This is a genomic window from Streptomyces sp. NBC_00358 (genome assembly GCF_036099295.1).
GTDB lineage: Bacteria > Actinomycetota > Actinomycetes > Streptomycetales > Streptomycetaceae > Streptomyces.
In genome coordinates this window covers 8,576,730-8,598,880 of the sequence record NZ_CP107976.1, presented here as the reverse complement: position 1 = coordinate 8,598,880, position 22,151 = coordinate 8,576,730, and the positions used below count along the sequence as shown (strand labels likewise).

Annotated in this window: 16 protein-coding genes and 1 pseudogene; 6 read left to right on the top strand and 11 right to left on the bottom strand. The window is 69.6% G+C overall.

Features of this window, described 5'->3' with window-relative positions; all coding sequences use genetic code 11:
• Positions 1 to 209: 209 nt before the first annotated feature.
• Entirely contained in the window at positions 210 to 1,853 is a 1,644-nt protein-coding gene (locus tag OHT01_RS36810; RefSeq protein ID WP_328557446.1) for a GMC oxidoreductase, read from the top strand.
• 69 nt (positions 1,854 to 1,922) lie between these two features.
• Here OHT01_RS36810 and OHT01_RS36805 read toward each other — a convergent pair whose 3' ends face one another.
• Both OHT01_RS36805 and OHT01_RS36800 read right to left on the bottom strand, forming a co-directional pair.
• A complete protein-coding gene (locus tag OHT01_RS36805) occupies positions 1,923 to 2,402 on the bottom strand; it encodes a carboxymuconolactone decarboxylase family protein (RefSeq protein ID WP_328558393.1) in 480 nt (159 codons plus the stop codon).
• 9 nt (positions 2,403 to 2,411) lie between these two features.
• Complete coding sequence (locus tag OHT01_RS36800; RefSeq protein WP_328557445.1) at positions 2,412 to 3,485, bottom strand: NAD(P)H-dependent amine dehydrogenase family protein; 1,074 nt, start codon at positions 3,483 to 3,485, stop codon at positions 2,412 to 2,414.
• 81 nt (positions 3,486 to 3,566) lie between these two features.
• On the opposite strand from OHT01_RS36800, the gene OHT01_RS36795 reads away from it, so the two are divergent.
• Positions 3,567 to 4,187: an L-threonylcarbamoyladenylate synthase gene (locus OHT01_RS36795; RefSeq protein ID WP_328557444.1), complete on the top strand. Its 621-nt coding sequence runs from the start codon at positions 3,567 to 3,569 to the stop codon at positions 4,185 to 4,187.
• 81 nt (positions 4,188 to 4,268) lie between these two features.
• On the opposite strand, the gene OHT01_RS36790 is transcribed toward OHT01_RS36795, so the two are convergent.
• Both OHT01_RS36790 and OHT01_RS36785 read right to left on the bottom strand, forming a co-directional pair.
• Positions 4,269 to 6,662, bottom strand: coding sequence for a M4 family metallopeptidase (locus OHT01_RS36790; RefSeq protein WP_328557443.1), 2,394 nt, complete (start codon positions 6,660 to 6,662; stop codon positions 4,269 to 4,271).
• Positions 6,663 to 6,967: 305 nt separating this feature from the next.
• Entirely contained in the window at positions 6,968 to 7,819 is an 852-nt protein-coding gene (locus OHT01_RS36785) for an SMP-30/gluconolactonase/LRE family protein (RefSeq protein WP_328557442.1), read from the bottom strand.
• Between the two features lie 207 nt (positions 7,820 to 8,026).
• Between OHT01_RS36785 and OHT01_RS36780 the strand changes: the two genes are divergently transcribed.
• Entirely contained in the window at positions 8,027 to 10,309 is a 2,283-nt protein-coding gene (locus OHT01_RS36780; RefSeq protein ID WP_328557441.1) for an MMPL family transporter, read from the top strand.
• Positions 10,310 to 10,373: 64 nt separating this feature from the next.
• A complete protein-coding gene (locus OHT01_RS36775; protein ID WP_328557440.1) occupies positions 10,374 to 10,934 on the top strand; it encodes a GNAT family N-acetyltransferase in 561 nt (186 codons plus the stop codon).
• Here OHT01_RS36775 and OHT01_RS36770 read toward each other — a convergent pair.
• Complete coding sequence (locus OHT01_RS36770; RefSeq protein ID WP_328557439.1) at positions 10,892 to 11,128, bottom strand: DUF6296 family protein; 237 nt, start codon at positions 11,126 to 11,128, stop codon at positions 10,892 to 10,894. The genes OHT01_RS36775 and OHT01_RS36770 overlap by 43 nt on opposite strands.
• A 189-nt stretch (positions 11,129 to 11,317) precedes the next feature.
• Here OHT01_RS36770 and OHT01_RS36765 point away from each other — a divergent pair, with 189 nt between their 5' ends.
• Positions 11,318 to 14,050: a SpoIIE family protein phosphatase gene (locus OHT01_RS36765; RefSeq protein ID WP_328557438.1), complete on the top strand. Its 2,733-nt coding sequence runs from the start codon at positions 11,318 to 11,320 to the stop codon at positions 14,048 to 14,050.
• A 44-nt stretch (positions 14,051 to 14,094) separates the two neighbouring features.
• Here OHT01_RS36765 and OHT01_RS36760 read toward each other — a convergent pair whose 3' ends face one another.
• A complete protein-coding gene (locus OHT01_RS36760; RefSeq protein WP_328557437.1) occupies positions 14,095 to 15,699 on the bottom strand; it encodes an MFS transporter in 1,605 nt (534 codons plus the stop codon).
• 353 nt (positions 15,700 to 16,052) lie between these two features.
• Positions 16,053 to 17,723, bottom strand: a complete 1,671-nt coding sequence (locus OHT01_RS36755) for a trypsin-like serine peptidase (RefSeq protein WP_328557436.1) — start codon at positions 17,721 to 17,723, stop codon at positions 16,053 to 16,055.
• Positions 17,724 to 18,224: 501 nt separating this feature from the next.
• Between OHT01_RS36755 and OHT01_RS36750 the strand changes: the two genes are divergently transcribed.
• Positions 18,225 to 19,097 carry a hypothetical protein gene (locus OHT01_RS36750; RefSeq protein WP_328557435.1) on the top strand — a complete coding sequence of 291 codons (873 nt, stop codon included), beginning with the start codon at positions 18,225 to 18,227 and terminating at the stop codon, positions 19,095 to 19,097.
• Positions 19,098 to 19,183: 86 nt separating this feature from the next.
• On the opposite strand, the pseudogene OHT01_RS36745 reads toward OHT01_RS36750, so the two are convergent.
• The 4 genes and pseudogenes from OHT01_RS36745 to OHT01_RS36730 form a co-directional block, all read right to left on the bottom strand.
• A pseudogene (locus tag OHT01_RS36745) lies at positions 19,184 to 19,447 on the bottom strand (ABC transporter permease); the annotation flags it as partial.
• 156 nt (positions 19,448 to 19,603) lie between these two features.
• Positions 19,604 to 20,431, bottom strand: coding sequence for an enoyl-CoA hydratase/isomerase family protein (locus OHT01_RS36740; protein ID WP_328557434.1), 828 nt, complete (start codon positions 20,429 to 20,431; stop codon positions 19,604 to 19,606).
• 28 nt (positions 20,432 to 20,459) lie between these two features.
• Positions 20,460 to 21,215, bottom strand: a complete 756-nt coding sequence (locus OHT01_RS36735; RefSeq protein WP_328557433.1) for an SDR family oxidoreductase — start codon at positions 21,213 to 21,215, stop codon at positions 20,460 to 20,462.
• Between the two features lie 192 nt (positions 21,216 to 21,407).
• Positions 21,408 to 21,827, bottom strand: coding sequence for a VOC family protein (locus tag OHT01_RS36730; protein WP_328558392.1), 420 nt, complete (start codon positions 21,825 to 21,827; stop codon positions 21,408 to 21,410).
• Between the last annotated feature and the right edge of the window lie 324 nt (positions 21,828 to 22,151).

The window sequence follows — 22,151 nt, the reverse complement described above, 5'->3', positions numbered from 1 at the left end:
GTGCTCCGGGAGCCGACAGGCCCCCGCCGTACCGGTTCTGATGCAGCGTCAGGAAATGTCGCGCGAGGGTCTTGTGAAGTCAAGGGCAAGCGGATCAGACCTCGCCGATCACCCCAAGATCGGACAGAAGTTACCAACCGGTATGTAGTGACTTAACAAGCCAGTAACAGTAGAACCTGTTCCCACTCATCGAGAGTGAGGAGTGCCACATGGGTGACATCAACCAGCACAACACGGATTCCAGAGGTGTCTCGCGGCGACGATTCATTGCTGGAACAGGTTCTATTCTTGGAGCGGTGAGCCTCGCCGGCCGCGCCGTCGCGGCCCCGGCTCGGATCGCCACGGCGGCCTCGTCGATCCCTTCCGGAGCACATGTCCCGGTCCTGGTGATCGGCACCGGGTACGGCGGCTCCGTCGCCGCCCTGCGCCTCGCCCAGGCGGGCGTCGACGTGCAGATGGTCGAGATGGGCATGGCCTGGGACACCCCGGGCTCCGACGGCAAGATCTTCGCCAACACGACCAGCCCGGACCAGCGTTCGTACTGGCTGCGGACCAAGACCAAGCAGCCTCTCAGCAACTTCCTCGGCTTCCCCATCGACAAGGACATCCCCCGCTACACCGGGATCCTGGACGCCGAGGAGATGGGCCAGATCATCGTGTACCAGGGCCGCGGCGTCGGTGGCGGATCGCTCGTCAACGGAGGCATGGCGGTCACCCCCAAGCGGGAGAACTTCGGCGCCATCCTCCCGTCGGTGAACGCCGACGAGATGTACGCGACCTACTATCCGCGCGCCAACGCCGGGCTCGGCACCGGTCTCATCGACCCGGCCTGGTTCGACACCACCGACTGCTACCAGTACGCGCGGGTCGGCCGCAAGCAGGCCCAGCGTTCCGGTTTCCCCTTCGTCTTCGTGCCCGACGTCTACGACTGGGACTACATGAAGCAGGAGGCCGCGGGCACCGCCACCAAGTCGGCGCTCGCCGGGGAGATCCTCTACGGCAACAACTACGGCAAGAAGTCGCTCCAGAAGACCTATCTCGCCCAGGCCACGGCCACCGGCAGGGTCACCATCTCACCGCTGCACAAGGTCACTTCGGTCTCCCCCGCGGCCGGCGGCGGCTACACCGTCCTGATCGACCAGCTCAACACCAACGGCGACGCCACGGCCTCCAAGACGGTGACCGCGGACCGGGTGTTCTTCGCGGCCGGAAGCGTCGGAACGAGCAAGCTCCTGGTCAAGCTCAAGGCGACCGGCGCACTGCCCGGCCTCAACGGCGAGATCGGCCAGGGCTGGGGAGACAACGGCAACGTCATGTGCGGCCGGGCGAACCAGATCTGGGATCCGACCGGCTCGCTCCAGGCCAGCATCCCCTGCGGCGGCATCGACAACTGGACGGCGGGCGGCGCCTTCGCCGAGGTGGCACCACTGCCCACCGGGATCGAGACCTGGGCCTCGTTCTATCTGTCCATCACCAAGAACCCGAACCGCGCCCAGTTCACCTGGAACGCCGCCACCGGCTCCGTCGACCTCAACTGGCAGACCGCCTGGAAGCAGCCCGCCATCGACATGGCCAAGTCGATCTTCGACAAGATCAACGCGAAGGAGGGCACGATCTACCGGACCGACCTCTTCGGCGTGTACAAGATCTGGGGCGACCACCTCACCTACCACCCGCTCGGCGGCGCCGTGCTCAACAAGGCGACCGACAACTACGGCCGCCTGAAGGGCTATTCGGGCCTGTACGTCATCGACGGCGCGCTTATTCCCGGCAACACCAGCGTCAACCCGTTCGTCACGATCACGGCCCTCGCCGAGCGGAACATCGAGAACATCATCGCCGTCGACCTCTAGCGAGTCCGGGCCGCCCGTGCGGCCCGGATCCGCTCAGTGGGCCGCGTGCGCCGTGCGGCCCGGATCCGCTCAATGGGTCGGCAGCACGCACACGGTGTCCAGGCCGAGGACATGGTTGAGCCGGCCGAACGCCAGCCAGGAGCCGATGCTCATGGTCAGCTCCACGATCTCCCGCTGGCTGTACAGCGCGGTCATCCGGGTCCAGAACTCCTCGTCCAGACCATGGTGATCCAGGGCGTAGCGCTCGGCGTACTCCGCGGCCAGCCGTGTCCGGTCGTCGAAGGCGTCGGTGGTACGCCACTGGGCCACCGCCTCCGCGAACTCCTCCTCGACCTTGCGGCCCTCCCGCTCCGTACGCCAGTCGAGGCAGAACAGGCACCCGTTGATCTGCGCGACGCGCAGCCGGGCGGCCTCGAACTCGCGCAGCCCCAGGGTCGTGTGCTCGTACACCGACAGGGAGAAGTTCGCGGCGGCCATGCCGATGCCGGGCACCATCTCGCCCCACACGTATCCGATCGGTTCCTGTCCCTCGGGAATGTCGATGTGCAGGGTCATGGGTCACTTCCTTCCGAGTCGGCCGACTGCGGGGCGCAGCGGGACGTCGAGTGCGTCGTAGAGCCCTGGTTCCGCGTCCACCAGCCAGTCGACGGCACCGACCAGACGGCCGACCGCGGTGGCGTTCCCGCCGGCGGAGCGGTTGTCGCCCTCGTCGGTGGCCGTGACGGTGACCTCGATGCGCGGACGGCCCTCGATGACCACGCGGTGGGCGCCGTCCCCGTCGGGCGGCGTCGGCCAGTCCGGCGCGCAGGAGGCGTGGATGCGGGTGACGTGCTCGATGACGATCCGGGGCTCTCCCCCGACGATTCCCTGCACCTCGAACCGCACGGCGCCCTGGGTACCGGCCGCGAACTCTCCCATGGTGCGGGTGCTCACGGTGTCCGTCAGCGCGCGTCGTTCCATCGTCTCGCGGATGTCGTCGAGTTCGACACCGAGTGCCCGCGCCATGAGCCGTATCTGGCCGCCCCACACCATGGTCGGGATCGACGGGGCGAGCATCAGCGGCTCGTAGTCCATCGGCTGCCCCATGCCGACCAGGTACCGGACGGACTCCTCCTGTTCGTACGTGGAGTAGTCGAAGATCTCCTGGCAGCGGATGGCGTCGACGGTGGTGCCGAGCCCGCTGATCAGCAGGGGCAGGACGTCGTTGCCCCAGCCGGGATCGACTCCGGAGACGAACAGGGAGCCGCCGCCGTCCGCGATGGCGGCGAGCACGGGTTCCCGGAACTCCGGCGGGGCGCTGCGCTGGTCGTAGAGCGGGTACAGGGCGGGGGTGACGACCACCGCACCGGCCCGGATCGCCCTGCCGATGTCGGCGAGGGCCTCGTCGGGGCGGATGTCCCCGGTGGCCGCGTAGACCACGGCCCCGGGGCCCGCGGCCAGGACCGCGTCGATGTCGTCGCTCGCCGCGACGCCGAGGCCGTGGTCGAGCCCGGCGAGCTCGCCCGCGTCGCGGCCGACCTTGCCGGGGTCGTGGACGAGCACGGCCGCGAGTTTCAGCTTCGGATGGGCCTCGACGGCGCGGATGGCCGCGCGGCCGACATTGCCGGTACCCCAGACCACCGTGGAAATCATGCGGCGGAGGGTAGCGAGACGGCCTCAAGGTTCCTATAGCCGCGACCGGGGAAATGATGGACGACCCCCTAAGCTCGCAGCATGGCCAAGTACTTCGACGTCCACCCGGAGAACCCGCAGCGGCGCATCATCAGCCAGGTGGTGGAGATCGTCCGCAGCGGCGGGCTGATCGTCTACCCGACGGACTCCTGCTTCGCACTCGGCTGCGCGCTCGGCAACCGGGACGGGATCGACCGCATCCGCTCGATCCGCCAACTCGACGAACGGCACCACTTCACGCTGATGTGCGAGGACTTCGCGCAGCTGGGGCACTTCGTACGGATCGACAACGCGGTTTTCCGCACGGTGAAGGCGGCCACTCCTGGCAGCTACACCTTCATCCTCCCGGCGACGAAGGAGGCTCCGCGCAGGCTGCTGCACCCGAAGAAGAAGACCGTCGGGGTGCGGATCCCGGACCATGTCGTCGCCCAGGCGATCCTCGCCGAACTCGGCGAGCCGCTCCTGTCGAGCACCCTGCTCCTGCCGGAGGAGGAGAAACCGCTGACCCAGGGCTGGGAGATCAAGGACCGCCTCGACCACGTGGTGGACGCGGTCATCGACTCCGGCGACTGCGGCACCGAGCCGACGACCGTCATCGACTTCTCCGGCGCCGAACCCGAGCTCGTACGTCTCGGCGCGGGTGACCCGTCCCGGTTCGAGTAGGGCCTCAGCGGCGTGCGGCGTGGGTCCTCCGCGAGGAGGACCCACGCCGCGGCCGTTGTGGGGGGTGTCAGGTGCCGCGGATCAGCTGGTCGTCAGGGCGGTGTCGTCCACGACGAAGCTGGTCTGGAGCGAGGAGTCCTCGACGCCGCTGAACTTGAGCGCGACGGTCGATCCGGCGAAGGAGGACAGGTCGAACGTCTTCTGCGTGTAGCCGGTGGCCTTGTTGAGGTTGGAGTAGGTCGCCAGCGTGGTCGATCCGGCCGTGACCGTCAGCTTGTCGTACGCGGAGCTGGTGGTCGTCTCGGCGGTGTCGATGTGCAGGTAGAACGTCAGCGTGGCCTTGCAGCCGCTGGGGACGGCCACCGACTGGGACAGCGTGTCGGTGTGGGTCGAGCCGTAGCCGTCCAGCCACGCCTTGTAGGAGCCGCCGTGGGCCGCTTCGCCGGTGTCCGTGGTGATGACCCCGCTGGACGCGGTCCAGGTGGTGCTGCCCGACTCGAAGCCGGGGTTGCCGAGCAGTTGGGCCGAGGTGCAGGTGCCGCCACCGCCCGAGGTGCTGACCGTCCAGGTGAAGGACGCCGTGCCCGTCGCGCCGGTGCTGTCCGTGACGGTGACGGTCGTGCTGTACGTCCCCGCGGTGGTCGGCGTGCCGGTGATGGCGCCCGTCGAGCTGCTGATCGACAGACCGGTCGGCAGACCGGACGCCGCGTAGGTCAGGGAGCCGCTGTTGGTGCTGCTGGCCGAGACCTGCAGGCTCACCGCGGTGCCGACGGTGGAGGACTGGCTGCCCGGGTTGGTGACGGTCACACCGCTCGTCGGCGGGGTGACGTGGCTGCCGACGGCGATGCCGGCGAAGGCGTTCGCCACGCCCGCGTACTGGGCGGAGCCGGCGCCGTACAGCGCCGTCGCCGCATTGAGCGCCGCGGTACGCGCACTCGCGTAGTTGGTGCTCGACGTCATGTACGTCGTGAGCGCCTTGTACCAGATCTGCAGGGCCGCGGCCCGGCCGATACCGGCGACGGCCACACCGTCCGAGGTCGAGCTGGTGTACGTGGTGCCGTTGATGACCTTGGTGCCGCTGCCCTCGGAGAGCAGGTAGAACATGTGGTTCGCGGGGCCCGAGGAGTAGTGGACGTCGAGGTTGCCGACGCCGGAGTACCAACTGTCCGCGGAGCTGCCGTCCTTGCTCGGCTTGTCCATGTAACGCAGCGGCGAGCCGTCGCCGTTGATGTCGATCTTCTCGCCGATGAGGTAGTCGCCCACGTCGGTCGAGTTGTTGGCGTAGAACTCCACGCCGGTGCCGAAGATGTCGGAGGTCGCCTCGTTCAGACCGCCGGACTCACCGGTGTAGTTCAGGCCCGCGGTGTTCGAGGTGACGCCGTGGCTCATCTCGTGGCCCGCGACGTCGAGCGAGGTCAGCGCGTGGGTGCTGCTGGTGCCGTCGCCGTAGGTCATGCAGAAGCAGCTGTCGTCCCAGAAGGCGTTGACGTACGCCGAGCTGTAGTGGACGCGCGAGTACGCGGCGACGCCGTCGTTCTTGATGCCGCTGCGGCCGAAGGTGTTCTTGTAGAAGTCCCAGGTCATCTGGGCGCCGTACGCGGCGTCCGCGCCGGCGGTCTGGGTGTTGGAGCCCGCGCCCGTACCCCAGACGTCGTCGGAGTCGGTCATCAGGGTGCCGGTGCCGGAGGTGCCGTTGTTCAGCGAGTACGTCTTGTGGCCGCCCCGGGTGGAGTCGGTCAGCTGGTACGTCGAGCCGGACAGCGTGGTGTTCAGCGTGACCGATCCGCTGTACTGGGTGTTGCCGGTGCCGGTCTCGATGCCCTCGTACCGGGTCAGTTCCTTGCCGGTGGTGGCGTCCGTGACGACGTGCAGCTTGCTCGGCGTGCCGTCGTCCTGGAATCCGCTGACCACGGTCTCCCAGGCGAGCCTGGGGGTGCCGGTGCCGGCCCAGATGACCTTGCGGGCACTGTCGGCGGCGGGCTTCTCCGCCTTGAGCGACTTGGCCACACCGAGCGCCTTGGCCGCGGCGGCGGTCTTGGTGAACGTCGCGGTGGTGGAGGCTACCTTGATGGCGTGCTTGTTGTTGAAGGTCGTACTCACCGTGCCGGTGGCCTGCGAGGCCGGCGGGGTGTGGACCACGATGTCGCCGCCGAGCACCGGGAGGCCGGCGTAGGTGCGCTCGTAACGGGTGTGCAGGGTGCCGTCGTTGTCCTTGACGACGTCCTTGACGACCAGCTTCTCCTTCGGACCGAGGCCGAGGGTGCCGGCGGTCGCGGTGGTCTGCTTCGACGCCTTCGTCAGCAGCGCCACATGCTGGGCCGGGGTGAGCTTTGCCTCAAGTCCCCCGGTGCGCAGGGGGCTTGTGTGGGGGGCGGGCTTGGCGACTGCCGGGACCGTCTGTATGCCGACGGCCAGGAAAGCGGCGGTGGCCACCAGGGCTCCGGCCGCGGTCGCCTGACGGGGGATACGTCTCACTCGTACTCCTACTGCTTCGGCCGCGGTCGGCGGCCGGTGACAGACCGGACAGACGGGATGTTCTGTCCGGGAAGAGCTGAGCAGGGGCGTGCGGGAACGCGACCATGGACAGGTCACGCTCAACCTGCCCTACAGATGGGGGAAGGATTGCACTCTTGACCTAGGCATGACATCCGTGTGGCGCCAATCGAGGGTTATCCCTACGCCCGGGCGCCGAAACACCCTGCCTCGCGCGACTCTCCCCGTCTCACCGGACCCGAACTGCCTTCAGCCGCCCTCCTGTTGGACCCAGCCGGGCAACCGATTCAGGGCCGGCCCGCTCCCGGCACCCCGACCCGGGCGGCGAGCACCTGACCGGAGCCGGGTGCCACCATCGCGGACTCCGTCATTCCGCGCCAGACCGCGGCCACGATGAACAGCGTCCTGCGGTCATGGCCGCCCAGGACGCAGGCGAAGCCGCCTCGGTCGAGGTCGATCCGGTCGAGTACGGCACCGCCCTCGGCGACGCGCACACAGCACCGGCCCGGCACATCGGCGTACCAGACGGCGTTGTGCGCGTCGACGCAGATGCCGTCCGGGGTGCCCTCCCCCAGGTCGGCCCAGACACGGCGGCCCGACAGAGTGCCGTCCGCGCCGATGTCGAAGGCGACCAGGCCGTGCCGGTAGGAGTCGGCGACGATCAGGGTGGAACCGTCGGGCGTCACGGCCATCCCGTTCGGGAACGCGATGTCGTCCGCCACCTCGCGCACCGAACCGTCCGGGGTGACCAGCGAGACCGATCCCGGTCTGGCCGCCTCGCCGGTCATCGGGTCGAAGTCCGCCCGGTTGACGTAGGTGTTCCCGCGGCCGTCGACCACGATGTCGTTCCAGCCCGGCCTGCCCAGGTCCGCGTACGTGCCCAGGGAGCCGTCGGGTTCCCGGCGGAGCAGCAGACCGTCCGGGGAGGAGACGATGAGCATGCGGCCGTCGGGAAGCCGGTCGGTGCACAGGGGCAGCGACGCCACCCGGGCGACCACCTCGCCGCGGCCGGCCGCCGGATCGAGGGCGAGGACCTCGCCCGCGGTCCAGTCGGAGAAGTACAGCCGGTCCCCGTACCAGCGCGGCGACTCGACCAGCCCGCGTCCGTCCAGCAGCGTCCTTACCTCGTACATTCTCATCACAGCCTCCGTTCCTCACCGGCACGGCGCCGGTGTCCCACCTACCGGACGAACGGGGACCGGCCGGATCGACCGGTCCCCCACCGGCGAGCCGGTCACCCGAGGGCGTCGCGCGGCTCGTCCGCTCCTGATTCTCGACGGGCCGCGATGATCGTCGCGTCGTTAAATGACGGAGTCGGAGGTGTCGTCTTCCAGCAGGAGCAGCCCATGTCGGCGACGCAGGCCAGTCCACGGGGCGGAAAGAACAGGCCCGGGAGACTGCAGCGGCTGGGTGAGTGGTGTGCCCGCCATTTCGTGATCGTCATCGTGGCCTGGCTGGTCGCGCTCGCCGTGCTGCAAGGGCTCAATCGCTCGTTCGGCGGAGACTACTCGGACAATTTCACGCTCCCCGGAGTGCAGTCCACGGAGGGGCTGGACGTTCTCAAGGAGCACGACCCGGCGGCCGGCGGCTACAGCAGCCAGGTCGTGCTGCGCGACACGCAGAAGCCCCTGACGTCGCTGAGTTCCCAGATGAACCAGACCGTCGGCGATCTGCAGAAGCTGCCGCACGTCCTGTCGGTGCAGAATCCGCTGCCGCCGCCGGGCTCGCAGCCGTCCTCGGGGCAGTCCCAGCAGCCGAACGTCGGACCCCTGTCGGACGACGGGAAGACCGCCTACATCACCGTGCGCTTCGATGTGCAGCCCTCGACCCTCGGCGACGACTATCTCCACGGTGTGGACAGTGCGGTGAAGCCGCTGCGCTCGGCAGGCGTCGACGTCGAGTACGGCGGCCCGCTGGGCGAACTGGCCAGGCCCGCCGCGAACGACCGGATCAGCGAGGCCATCGGCTTCGCGGTGGCGATCGTCGTCCTGCTCGTCGGATTCGGCAGTGTCATCGCGGCCGGTCTGCCGCTGGTGACCGCCCTGATCAGCGTGATCGGCGGTCTGGCCTGCCTGGGCCTGCTGGCCGCCGCGTTCACCTTCGCGACCGTGTCACCGACGCTCGCGACCATGATCGGCCTGGGCGTCGGCATCGACTACGCCCTGTTCCTGATCACCCGTCACCGGCAGAACCTCTTCGACGGCGTCGATCCGGTTCGGGCGGCGGGCCGCGCCACCACCACCAGCGGGCGCGCCGTCCTCGTCTCCGGCTGCACCGTGATCATCGCCCTGGCCGGGCTGTCCGTCTCCGGTGTCTCCTTCATCAGCAAACTCGGCCTCGCGGCGGCCGTGACCGTCGTCTCGGCCGTCCTCGGCGCGCTGACCCTCGTACCCGCCCTGCTCGGGCTCGTCGGCAACAACGTCGACCGCTTTCACGTACGCAAGCCGGTCGCGGAGACGGACGCCGAACCCGGGACGCCCGCTCACGGCACCTGGCACAACTACGCCCTGCGTGTGCAGCGGCATCCCTGGCGGTTCCTGACCGGAGGCCTGTTCACCGTGCTGGTGCTGGCCATCCCGCTGTTCACCATCCAGCTCGGCCACATCGGCGACGGCGCCGATCCCACCTCGTTCACGGACCGGCGGGCGTTCGACATCATGTCGGACGCCTTCGGGCCCGGCTCCAACGGTCCGCTGACCGTGGTCATCGACCAGACCGACGTTCCGTCCGACCAGCGGTCCGCGCTCGCCTCGCAGGCGCAGAAGACGATCAACGGTGTGTCGGGCGCCGCCGCGGTCACACCGCTGACGACCACCAAGGACGGGGACGTACTGGTGGGCACCGTCTTCTCCAAGGTGTCCCCGCAGAACCGGTACACCACCGACCTGACGAACCGCCTGGTCGACACCACACTGCCGCAGGCGGTGTCCGGCACCAAGGCCAAGGGTTATGTCACCGGCACGACGGCCGCCCAGGTCGACTTCCGCAACATCGTCGCGAGCCGACTGCCCCTCATCATCCTCGTGGTGGTCGCGCTCGCCTTCATCATCATCCTGATGGTGTTCCGCGGGCTGCTGGTCGCGTTGAAGGCCGCGGTCCTGAACGTGCTGTCCATCGCCGCTTCGTACGGTGTCGTCGTCGCCGTCTTCCAATGGGGCTGGGGCGGACCGGCGCTCGGGGTGTCGGGCAAGGTGCCCATCGAGAGCTATGTGCCGATGATGATGTTCGCGATCATCTTCGGGCTCAGCATGGACTACGAGATCTTCCTGTTGTCGCGGGTCCACGAGTTCTGGCTGCGCACCGGGGACGCCAAGGGGAGTGTCGCGCACGCCCTGGAGATCACCGCCCGGGTGATCACCTGCGCCGCCCTGATCATGGTGAGCGTGTTCGCCGCGTTCATCCTGAGCGACAACATCGTGGTCAAGATGCTCGGACTCGGACTCGCCGTGAGTGTCCTGATCGACGCGACGGTCGTACGGCTCCTGCTCGTGCCGGCCGTGATGACCCTCCTCGGGCCACACGCCTGGTGGACACCGCGCTGGCTGGACCGGATCCTCCCGCACATCGACCCCGAGGGCGAGCAGGACCCGGTCCTCCCGGATCCCGCCGGCCCCCCGGCCACCGGGTGACACCTCCACCGCGGCCGAGGAAAACCCGGGTGCCCGGGACCGCCCGAGTTCCTAGCATGGCCGGATGGCCCGACTCGAACGCCTCCGCCTCGACCACTCGGCCGCGCTGCTCGCGTTCGAACGGGAGAACCGCGGCTATTTCGCCGCGACGATCCCCGATCGCGGGGACGCCTACTTCGCCGAATTCGACACCCGCCTTCGTGAACTGGTGGCCTGCCAGGCCACGGGACTGGAGCTCTTCCATCTCGTGGTGGACGACGCCGGCGCCGTGCTGGGACGCTTCAACCTGGTCGACGTGGCGCACGGTTCGGCGGAACTCGGGTACCGCGTCGCGGAGCGGGCCACCGGACGGGGGCTCGCCACCGCAGCGGTCCGGGAGATCTGCGCCCTGGCCGCGACCGCGTACGGCCTCAGGACCCTCCGGGCCAGGACGACCGCGGACAACGCGGCGTCCCGGACCGTGCTGGCTCGCACGGGATTCCGCGTCACCGGCGACATCGAACTGAGGGGCCGTCCGGGCCTCCGCCTGGAACGGGACCTCACGGCCGCGGACGCGGCGCTCCCGGCGGCGCGCGCCGCCGTTCAGGCGATCGGTTCGGCGGACGGGTTGATCGGGGACTGGTAGGCGCCGCTGGCCAGCATGCGGACCTCGCCCGCCGCGCTGATCTCGGCGCGGAGAATGCCGGTGGGATCGCTGTACACCGGATGCCCGCCCGGCCCGTTGGTGCTCGTCCGTTCGACGACCACCTCGTCCGTCACCATGCGCGCGTCCGGTCCGGGATGGGTGAAGGTCAGCCGGTAGCGGTCCACGGTCTTCATCAGTGCCTCCCGCGCCGAAGCGACACATGGGGGTGAAAGAGATACGTCTCCATCATGCGGCCGGACGCCCGCGGGAGCAGCGTCGCCCACGCCGGGGCGGCCCGCGCACGGGCTCCCGAACGGGAGGAAGCCCGGTCACTGTGCGTGATGCCCCTCGCCACCTGGCGCCGGGCAGTGTAGACATAGCACATGGTCGGACTATTGGGTCGAACCCGGGCTCAGTCGACCCGCCGCCCCAGCAAAGCGCACCATCAGCGTGGGTCACACGAAGGCAAGCACAGGCAAGGCCCGTCCAACGGGCTCCGTTCCGCTCTCGGCGGGCGCACTGTCGCCGGACAGGTGTTCGTCCTGCAAGTGGTGATCGTGCTGCTCCTGGTCGTCGCCGCGGTGGTCGCACTGGTTCTCCAGGTGCGGCACGACAGCACCCAGGAGGCCCGCAACCGCTCGCTCGCCGTCGCCGAGACCTTCGCCAACGCGCCCGGCACGCGCGCGGCGCTCAGCGCCCCCCACCCCACGGCCCTGCTGCAGCCCAGCGCCGAAGCCGCCCGCAAGGCGTCGGACGTGGACTTCATCGTCGTGCTGAACACCGACGCGATCCGCTACACCCACCCCAAGCCCGACCGGATCGGGAAGAAGTTCGTCGGGACCACCGCGCCGGTGCTGGCCGGGCACTCCATCACCGAGCAGATCAACGGCACGCTCGGACCGCTCGTGCAGGCCACGGTCCCCATCAAGGCACCCGACGGCAAGGTCGTCGGCATGGTGTCGGCCGGGATCACCACGGCGAACGTGGGCGGCGCCGCCGACCGCCAGTTGCCGCTCCTGCTGGGCGCCGCCGCCGCCGCGCTCGCCCTCGCGACCGCGAGCACGGCACTGGTGAGCCGGCGCCTGCTGCACCAGACGCACGGCCTGGGCCCGTACGAGATGACCCGGATGTACGAACACCACGACGCCGTACTGCACTCGGTCCGGGAGGGAGTGATCATCGTCGGCGCGGAGGGGCGGCTGCTCCTGGCCAACGACGAGGCGAACCGCCTGCTCGACCTGCCCGCGGACGCCGAGGGGCGTCTCGTCCAGGAGCTCGGCCTCGACGCGGCCACCGCGGAGCTGCTGACCTCCGGGCGTGTCGCCACCGACGAGGTGCACCTGGTCGGGGACCAGCTCCTGGCCGTCAACCAGCGGCCCACCGACCTGCGGGGCGGACCGGCCGGCAGCGTCGCCACGCTCCGTGACTCGACCGAACTGCGCGCGCTCTCCGGCCGGGCCGAGATCGCCCGCGAACGGCTCAAACTGCTGTACGACGCCGGTGTGGGCATCGGTACGAGCCTGGACGTCACGCGGACGGCCGAGGAACTGGCGGAGGTCGCCGTCCCCCGGTTCGCGGACTTCGTCACCGTGGACCTGGCCGACGCCGTACTCAACGGGCAGGAGCCGGACGCGAGTGCCGGTCTGCGCCGCACCGCCTCCGGCGGCATCCGCAAGGACGCGCCGCTCTATCCGGTCGGCGAGCACATCGGGTTCGTGCCCTCCACGCCGCAGGCCCACAGCCTGCGCACCGGCGAGGCCGTCGTCGAACCCGACCTCGGCGGCGCTCCGGGCTGGCTCGCCCAGGACCTGCAACGCACGGCTCAGGTCGTGGACTACGGAATCCACTCCCTGATCACCGTCCCGCTGCGGGTCGGCCCCCTGGTGATGGGAGTGGTCAACTTCTGGCGCTCCGAGAAGCCGGACCCCTTCGACGTGGAGGATCTGGCCCTCGCCGAGGAACTTGTCGCCCGCGCTGCGGTCTCCATCGACAACGCGCGCCGCTACACCCGTGAGCACACGATGGCCGTGACGCTCCAGCGCAGCCTGCTGCCGCGCACCCTGCCCGACCAGAGCGCCCTCGACCTCGCCTACCGCTATCTGCCGGCCCAGGCCGGGGTCGGCGGCGACTGGTTCGACGTACTGCCGCTGCCCGGTGCCCGGGTCGCGGTCGTGGTGGGCGATGTCGTCGGCCATGGGCTGCTGGCCGCCGCGACGATGGGGCGACTGCGTACGGCCGTCCACAACTTCTCGGCTCTCGATCTGCCGCCCGACGAACTGCTCGGCCTCCTGGACGAGCTCGTCGGCCGGATCGACCAGGACGAGATGCCGGAGGACAGCGGAGCCGCCGTCACCGGCGCGACCTGCGTCTACGCCGTCTACGATCCGACGACCCGGCGCTGCACCGTCGCCCGCGCCGGGCATCCGCCGCCCGCGGTGATCCGTCCCGACGGCAGTGTCGACTTCCCCGACGTGCCGGCCGGTCCGCCGCTCGGACTGGGCGGTCTGCCGTTCGAGACGGCCGAACTGGAACTGGAGGAGGGCAGCCGGCTGGTGCTCTACACGGACGGCCTGGTCGAGGACCGGGGGCGGGACATCGACGTGGGGCTCGAACTGCTGCGCACGGCGCTGGCCGGGGCCGACCGTTCACCGGAGGACACCTGCCGGGCCGTCCTGGACGCCCTGCTGCCGGCCCGGCCGAGCGACGACATCGCCCTGATCGTGGCCCGTACGCACGCCCTCGGCGCCGACCGGATCGCCACGTGGGAGGTGCCGTCCGAACCGGCCGCCGTCGGCGAGGTGCGTGCCTCGGTCAGCCGTCAGCTCGCGCGGTGGGGGCTGGAGGAGATGGCGTTCACCACGGAGCTGATCCTCAGTGAGCTGGTGACCAACGCGATCCGCTACGGCAACGGGCCCATCGGGGTCCGCGTGCTGCTGGACCGCACGCTGATCTGCGAGGTCTTCGACGGCAGCAGCACCTCACCGCATCTGCGGTACGCGGCGACGACGGACGAGGGCGGGCGCGGCCTGTTCCTGGTCGCCCAGCTCACCGACCGGTGGGGCACCCGCTACACACCCGAGGGCAAGGTCATCTGGGCGGAGCAGCCGCTGCCCTGAGCCGGCCGCTCGTCAGGACGGCCGGGCCGACGGCAGCGCGGACGTCAGGCTCCGCCGTCGGGGCCGCGGGGCGACGCGCCCGCCGCGTCGCCGCTTCCGTCGGCGGGGGTGAGGGAGGCGGCGCCTCCCTGGAGCCGCTCCAGGTCGGAGGGGCGCACCTGGATGACGAACAGGGCGACCAGCGCGGCGAAGACGGCGAAGACGGCGGCCGCGACGAACGCCCCCGAGACGCCGGACGTCAGCACCTGCTCGCTCCAGGGCGCCGGAAGCTGTCCCGTCCTGCGGAACTGCAGCCGTTGCGCCGGGGTCGCCGTCGACATGAAGTTCGCGACCTGGCTCGTGGCCTCGTTGCGGCTCGCCGTGCCGAAGACCGTCACCAGCACGGAGAGGCCGAGGGAACCGCCGACCTGCTGGGTGGCGTTGAGGATGCCGGAGGCGGCACCCGTCTCCTTGGGCTGGACTCCGGACACGGCCATCAGCGTCAGCGACACGAACTGCAGCCCCATGCCGAAGCCGAAGACCAGGGTGGGTCCGAGGATGCTGCCGAGATACGTGCTGTCGACGTCGGTCAGCGTCAGCCAGCCGAGGCCGAGGGCGCACAGGACCGCGCCCACGGCCATGAAGGGTTTCGGCCCCCACCTGGGCAGCAGGTTCGAGGCGAATCCCGCGCCGACCGCGATGATCGCGCTGATCGGCAGGAAGGCGAAGCCGGCCTTGAGCGGGCTGAAGCCCAGGATGTTCTGCACGAACAGGGTCAGGAAGAAGAACATCCCGAAGATCGCGGCGGACAGGCTCAGCATCATCGCGTAGACGCCCGAGCGGTTGCGGTCGCGGAACATCCACAGCGGTGTGATGGGCTGTCTCGACCGGCGTTCGACGGCGATGAAGGCGATCAGGAACACCACCGCCGCCCCGAAGGCCGCGAGGGTGACGGGGTTGCTCCAGCCCTTCTCCGAGGCCCGGATGAAGCCGTAGACGAGCAGCACCATGCCGAGCGTCGAGGTGAGGGCGCCCAGGAAGTCGAAGTGGCCCGCGTGGCGCTTGGACTCCTTGATGTAGCGGGGGGTGGCGAGCACGATCAGCAGGCCGATGGGGATGTTGACGAAGAAGACCCAGCGCCAGTCCAGCCATTCGACGAGGATGCCGCCGGCCAGCAGCCCGATCGCGCTGCCGCCCGCGGAGACGGCCGCGAACACGCCGAACGCCCTGTTGCGCTCCGGCCCTTCACGGAAGGTGGTGGTGATCAGGGCCAGCGCGGTGGGCGAGGCGATGGCTCCGCCGACGCCCTGCAGCGAGCGTGCGGCGAGCAACTGCCAGGATTCCTGGGAGAGTCCGCCGAGCAGTGACGCGAACGCGAAGAGCAGCACGCCGAACATGAAGACCCGGCGTCTGCCGAGGATGTCCCCGGATCGTCCGCCGAGCAGCAGCAGACCGCCGAAGGTCAGCGTGTAGGCGTTGATCACCCAGGAGAGGTTCTCGGTGGAGAAGCCGAGCGCGGTCTGGATGTGCGGCAGCGCGATGTTCACGATGGTGATGTCCAGGACCACCATCAGCTGACACGAGGCGATGACGAGGAGCGCTATACCGCTGCCCCGTCCCCGGTGCGGGGATTCGGCAGACTCGGAGGATGTCGCGTGATCGGCCGTCATGGGGGATGGCCCTGCATCTCGGGTCGCGGTGAACGTGGATGTTCACTCCATCGACGTTAAGCCTGACCGCCCGGCCTCACCAATCGATCAACGGGCGGGGTCGCCGTCGCCTGTCCAGGAGGACCACGAACGCGATCTGAACCTGTCAGGGCTTCGGCATGGTCACGGGTTGAGCGGTTGTCCTGACGCGGGCATGGAACGTGGAGCAGACACGACTCTCAGTTGACGGCAAGAGCCTGCGCGGTGCCGCCAGGACCGGCGGCCGCACGAAGCCCCGGGTCCGTGGGCCCGGGGCTTCGCCGTGCCACCCGAACCAGGCAGCCGGCCGCGGGACGACCTCCGCGCTGACGGGCTCACGAGGTCGGGGCGACGAGCGTGCGTTCGGTTCCCAGCCGGTCGGCGAGGGTAACGGTGTACATCGTGGTCTCGCCGTCGGACCAGCGGATGACGAGGTCGTCGGTACGGCCGTTGCCGGTGAAGTCGCCGGTCGTCATGGCCGCGTCGTGCTTCCAGCGCCCGTTGGGGTCCAGGATGCGATGCTCGCCGCCGAGGCCCGAGGTCGTCGTACCGACGTAGTCGTCGAGCTCGCCGTCGGTCCAGCGCACCATGAGGTCCCATTTCTGGTTGCCGGAGAACTCACCCGCCGTCAGGAGTGTGGCGTCCCGCCAGGTGTCGTTCTTCGGCTTCAGCTGGTGCTCCTGCCCGAAGGTGCCGGCGCTGACGTTCGTGTAGAGGGTCAGCTCGCCGTCGACCCAGCGCACGACGAGGTCGCTGACGTGCGTCGAGGCGGCGAAGCGGCCCGCGGTGATCTGAGTCGCGTTCTTCCAGAGGTCGTTGGGTTTGATCATCTGGGTGCCGGCCCAGTTCAGTCCTTTGGAGCCGACGTCGCCGTACAGTGTCACCTCGCCGTCGACCCAGCGGACCAGCAGGTCGAACCGGTTGGACCCGGTGAAGTCGCCCGCCGTGATGGTCTTGGCGTTCTTCCACGTGGAGTTCTTGGGCAGCAGCCGCCGCTCGGGGTCGTAGCCGCCGTGTCCGTTGCCGGGGTAGAGCGTGACCTCGCCGTCGGACCAGACCACGATCATGTCGCTGTGGCCGGTCCGGCGGAAGTCGCCCGAGGCCATCAGGTTGGCCTTCTGCCAGGTGGTCGCCGCGCCGGGCAGCCAGGGGTCTCCGGACGGCTGGTACGGCGGCTTGTCGCCATCCACTTTCCGATGCGCGGCGGCGTCGGCGAACAGGTCCTGGGCGTCCTTGCCGTAGATCGGCGCGTAGGTCACCCAGTCGTCGTTGGCGTCGTTGCCACCGCCGTTGTACCCGCCGGTGTTGCCGATCACCTTGCCGGTGCCGTTGGTGCTGTTGTAAGCCTCGATCCACGGGCCGCCGGAAACACCACCGTAGAAGCCGGTGCAGGTCATGCGCATCTGCCGGAAGCCTGGCAGTTGGGAGGTGCTGACGGGGCAGCGGACCGGCGCGTGGCCGGGGTTGACACCGGCGTCGTCGGGATAGCCGATGACCGTGACCTTGTGGTGGTAGCTGCTGGTCGGCGTGAAGGTCAGGGCTCCCGTGACATCCTCCACCTTGCCCCGGCCGTTGGGGCCGACCTGAGCGAAAGCCAGGTCGAGGTCGGAGACCGCCTTCTTGCTGTTCCTCTCGTAGCGCGGGTCTATGTAGAGCTGGGACACCGTGAACACGCCGTCCGGTTGCTCGGCGGCGGGCCGGCCGACGCGGTAGCGCGGCACGAAGATGCGGTGGGTGGCTGACTTCAGGCCGAGCCCGCAGTGTCCGGCGGTCAGGACGATGTCCTTGGCGGCCGTGTGCACGACGCTGCCCGTGCAGTACGTCTTCGGGCCGCCGAGCGGCTTGCCGTCGAAGAAGAACGTGCCCACCATCGGATGGCCGGGGAAGTGCTCCGGGGTGGGGGTGCCCGACGGCGGCGGCCGGTGCGCGGCGCCGGCCGCGATGCCGTGCTTCGAGGCGGCCTGAGCGGGGTCCGGCGGGCCGTCGACCGGGACCGCGTCGGCCATGCGCTCCGCCGTCCAGTACCTCTCCTCCTCTCTCGGACTCGGCCCGTCCGAGGGAGAGGGAAAGATGGTCGGCTCGGCAGACTGCGAAGGGGACGGCTCGGCGGGCTGCGTCGAGGCGTCCGAGGGGGTGGCGGAGTCGGTCGGGTCGACGGCCCCCGCGACCGTCGACGACGGCGGGGACAGCGTCGGCAGGACCTGCGGCCCGGTGCCGGGAGTATGCGGCGGTGCGGAGGCCGTCGGTGGGACGAAGACCAGTGATGACGGATCACCTGTCCCGGCCCATGCCGTCCCGGCGCCGAGAACTCCTGCGCCCAGTCCGAGCGCAAGGGCTTGAATCCATCTGCATCTGGAACGCAAGAAGATGCCTTTCCGTCTTGAAGAGGGCCGAACAGTGAGCGGGCCCGAACTACCCATAACTCGCACATATGTTCAATGGGATGGCGGTAGTGTACTAGCGAGCGATAACCGACATGGCATCAAATAAGAGGACAGGGTGCAGCGATGGACCGACTCCGCAAGACCGCGTGGGCGGCACTCCCTCTCCTGCTCCCCTTCCTGGCAGCCGGGCCGGCCTCGGCCTCGCCGCCCGGACCCTCGCTCCCGTTCGGAAGTGTCCGCTCGGTGCATCCCGGCGACACACTGACGGTCAACACCGCGGCCAGCGATGCCACTTACCTCGCAACGATCAACTCCCCCGCGTTCGTTGGGGCAGGGAAGCTGCGCATGATGGATCCGGTGCTGACCACCACCGTCACCATCGCCTGCGACGCCCGGCCCGGCACCTACCCGGTGACGCAACGCGGCGCCGGAGACGTGGGCCCGGAGGAGCATCCGTTCAGATGGGCACAGGTGCGCGTGGAACCCGCCGACGAGGCGGCACGCCGCGCCTGCCGGAGCAGGGCCAGGAAACTGCCTCCGCCCAGGCTGGAGGAGCGCTGGGCTCCGGACAGGACGTGGCCCCAGTCGGAATGGGACGTACGGACCTTCCGGGCCGGCAGCCGCATCACGATCACGGACAACGACGACGAGGGATCGGACGGAGACATCACCCTCACCTCCCGCGCCTTCACCGACCGCCCCGTCCTGCGCGGCGCCAAAGCCGTCCTGACCGCCACCACCACCCTGACCTGCGACTCCGCACCCGGCATCTACGTCGTCCACCGGCACGACGTCGACCGGACCGGCCCCGACAAACCATGGGCCCGTCTGCGTATCGCCCCCGCCGCACCCGGAAAAGCCTGTGCTTCTCAGCAAGCCGCAAAGCACTCGGCCGGGACATCCCGTACCGGCACGGTGGCCTGGGCCGCGGGCGGCGTACTCCTCGCCGCCGCACTTCTCCTGTGGGCCAACTCCCGCCGCACACGCTCCGCCTGAGCGCGCCTCGCCACTCGCCGGCCGGCTTGGATCGCTGCCGCGCCGACGCGATCGGGCGGCCCACGCACCCACACCGACCCTCAAGTTCACCGGCGGCACCAGTTGGGAGAAATACTGGAGCGCCCAGATGCGATCGGGTGCCAGGGCGCCGTGGCCGCGGCCACGGCCAGGACGCCGTAGTCGAGCGGCAGGTGCGCCGGCGTTCCGAGCAACAGACCCCGCAGGGCGTCGACTTGGTAGCTGAGCGGGTTGAGCAGGCTGACGGCCTGGAGTCAGCCGGGCATGACGGCCACCGGGTAGAGCGCGTTGGAGCCGAAGAACAAGTGCATGGTGATGGCCTGACCGATGCCGGTTCAAGAGGTACGCGCTGTCGACGGACGTCCGGCCACCGAAGCGGCCGATGCTCCTCAAGCGCGCACCAGCCGGCCTGCGAGGGGCCGCGAACGCGATATGCGCCTGCCACGCCGTGTCAGCGCGTAGGGGCAGCCACGCCCCGGTGGGCGGTTTCACTGCTGCCGCAGACGCCCGATCGCGGTGCCGAGGTCGGTCTCGATGCCGTCGGGCTGCTGCAGGCCGTTCTCCAGCAGGCGCTGGACGAACGGCCGGTGTTCTGGGCGGCCGGCGGTGGCGAAGTACGCCTGGAGCCCGGGCCCGAATTCGCTGTCCTCGGGCAGCGTGGCCACATCGACCAGTTTCTTGATTCCGGTGATGGCCACCTTGTCGAAGGCTGCGATGCGGCGCGCGAACGCGTCGGTGACGTCCTCGATCCCGGCATCCGGAATGAGGCGGTTGACGTAGCCGTACCGGGCGGCCAGCTCGGCGGGAATGTCGTCGCCGCCGAGCAGGATCTCCAGGGCGCGGCCCCGGCCGACCAGCCGTCCGAGTCGTGCCATGGGTCCGCCGCCGGGGACGGTACCGACACCGACCTCGAACTGGCCGAGGACCGCCCTTTCGGAAGCGAAGCGGATGTCGGTGGCGAGCACGAACTCGCTGCCCGCGCCGCGGGTACGGCCGCGGATCTCGCAGATCGTCGCCACTGGAAGCTTGCTGAGCCGTACGAAGTTGTCCAGATACGGGTGCAGGCCGGTCGGCCCGGGACGCATCCCCGCCACCCGGGCATTGTCGGCCTTGAAGTCCCAGTGGGCCATGAAGTACCCAGGGGTGTCGCTGCGGAACACGACCACGGTGAGGTGCGGGCTGGTCTCGATGCGCTCGATGAGCGCGCCGAGTTGGTCAAGCGTGTCAGGGTCCAGCAGGTTGACCGGGCCGTTGTCGAACGTCACCCGCCAATAGGAGGGGGAGACTTCGACGACGTGAAACTGCTCTGCGGTCATGTCGACTCCGTCGGTCTTGGTGTGTCCGTCATGAGACGAACTGCTGCCCCCCGTCGATGTCGTATGTCGCGCCGGTCAAGGCCGTGTTGACCATGAGATGGATGGCCAGCGCCGCAACGTCCGCGGCTCCGACGACGCGGCCGATCGGCAGTGTCGCGCGCAGCTCGGCGCGGCGTTCCTCGATCCGGTCGCCCAGCAGCGAGGCCGAGAGCGGGGTGTCGACGAAGCCGGCCGCGATGAGGTTGACGCGTACCGGTGCAAGTTCGAGTGCGAGGGATGCGGTGAACGAAGGCAATGCGTTGGTGGCGGCGGAGGCTGCCCCGAGACCTCGGCTGACGCGCCGTGCTCCGGTGCCGCCCATGAACACCAGGCTGCCTCCGGGTCTCACCCGGCCGACGGCGTTGCGCGCGACCTCGAGCTCCAGCACCGCGTGATCGCTGATCGCGTCCCGTACCTCTGTGGCGCTCATTTCGAGCAGCGGCCCGTAGCTCGGGCCGCCGGCCGTCACCATCACGTGGTCGATCGGGCCCTGCAGGTCCTGGAAGAACGTCGCCAAGGCCGCGGGATCGGTTGCGTCGAACGCCTCGGTGCGCTGCGCGCCGAGCTCTTCGGCCGCGCGCTTCAGCCGGCCGGGATCGCGGCCGACAAGGACGAGCTCGGCGCCTTCGGTCCGGGCACGCTTGGCCGTCTCCAGTCCGATGCCGGCGCTACCGCCGATGACAACGACGGTCTGGCCGAGCAGTTCGGGCGTGCGCGCTGGGATTGTCACTGCCGACTCCTCCACTACATCCCGCCGTCGGGTGGCCGCTCGTACCGGGAGCCTTTTCGACCCCTCCCGGACCAAGAGCGCGCCACGCAGGCCGGTCCAGGACCTGCACCATGCGTCCGTCATGTCGCCGTGGGTTTCGGACGCCCTGCGCGCGGCGTACGAAGATCGTCCACGCGGCCTCGCGCCGTGGGCATCGGCCTGTCCTTGTCAGCGGCCGGCCAGGCGGGTCTTGATTTCCTGGAGGAACCAGCCGTTGCCGTCCGGGTCACTGAACGACACGAAGGAACCGTAGTCCGCGTGCTCAGGAGCCGGCCCGTCCACGCGTCCCTGGGTCCCGGCGTGGTGGAAGACGCCCGTGATGTCGTGGAACACCTCGCTCACATCCACTCCGCGCTCGACAAGATCCGCCCGGGCCGCGTCGATGTCGTAAACGGAGAGCTGCAGACCTTGTGCGGAGCCGGCCGGGGCCGAGGTCATGCCCTCACCGAAAATGATCGAACACAGGGAACCCGGCGGGGTGAACTGCACCACCCGGTAGCCCTCTTCGACAGCCAGGTCGGCATCCAGCCGCCAGCCAAGCGATCCGTAGAACCGCATGGCCCGGTCGACATCGGAGACCGGCAGCATCACGACTTCGAGTCGCATCTCACCGGGCTGCACCGGAGGCGTTCCGGTGCTCCCGGCAGACCTCGCTTCCACGCTGCCCATCTCCGCCTCCAGCAGTCGGTGGCACAGTTGATGGCCCAGAACTCACGCTTCCCAGGTTCCGCGGGAGGCGCACGCCGACGCGGCTCCCCGGGGCTGGGAACGCGCCCCACACCATGAGAACCGCCCCCACCGGCGCCCGCAAGCCGGGGTCTCGATCCCCGGGGCGGCGGCGCGCGGCGGTGCCGGCACCGGGGGCTGCCGCGGTCCAGGGATGTCAGGTCTCGACCGTGACGATCCCCTGCC

Coding starts and splice junctions, on each gene's coding strand:
- OHT01_RS36800 (WP_328557445.1), bottom strand. CDS start 3,485: ATGATTTCCACGGTGGTCTGGGGTACCGGCAATGTCGGCCGCGCGGCC.
- OHT01_RS36765 (WP_328557438.1), top strand. CDS start 11,318: ATGGTCGGACTATTGGGTCGAACCCGGGCTCAGTCGACCCGCCGCCCC.
- OHT01_RS36775 (WP_328557440.1), top strand. CDS start 10,374: ATGGCCCGACTCGAACGCCTCCGCCTCGACCACTCGGCCGCGCTGCTC.
- OHT01_RS36770 (WP_328557439.1), bottom strand. CDS start 11,128: ATGAAGACCGTGGACCGCTACCGGCTGACCTTCACCCATCCCGGACCG.
- OHT01_RS36810 (WP_328557446.1), top strand. CDS start 210: ATGGGTGACATCAACCAGCACAACACGGATTCCAGAGGTGTCTCGCGG.
- OHT01_RS36795 (WP_328557444.1), top strand. CDS start 3,567: ATGGCCAAGTACTTCGACGTCCACCCGGAGAACCCGCAGCGGCGCATC.
- OHT01_RS36760 (WP_328557437.1), bottom strand. CDS start 15,699: ATGACGGCCGATCACGCGACATCCTCCGAGTCTGCCGAATCCCCGCAC.
- OHT01_RS36755 (WP_328557436.1), bottom strand. CDS start 17,723: ATGGCCGACGCGGTCCCGGTCGACGGCCCGCCGGACCCCGCTCAGGCC.
- OHT01_RS36750 (WP_328557435.1), top strand. CDS start 18,225: ATGGACCGACTCCGCAAGACCGCGTGGGCGGCACTCCCTCTCCTGCTC.
- OHT01_RS36730 (WP_328558392.1), bottom strand. CDS start 21,827: ATGCTGCCGGTCTCCGATGTCGACCGGGCCATGCGGTTCTACGGATCG.
- OHT01_RS36785 (WP_328557442.1), bottom strand. CDS start 7,819: ATGAGAATGTACGAGGTAAGGACGCTGCTGGACGGACGCGGGCTGGTC.
- OHT01_RS36780 (WP_328557441.1), top strand. CDS start 8,027: ATGTCGGCGACGCAGGCCAGTCCACGGGGCGGAAAGAACAGGCCCGGG.
- OHT01_RS36740 (WP_328557434.1), bottom strand. CDS start 20,431: ATGACCGCAGAGCAGTTTCACGTCGTCGAAGTCTCCCCCTCCTATTGG.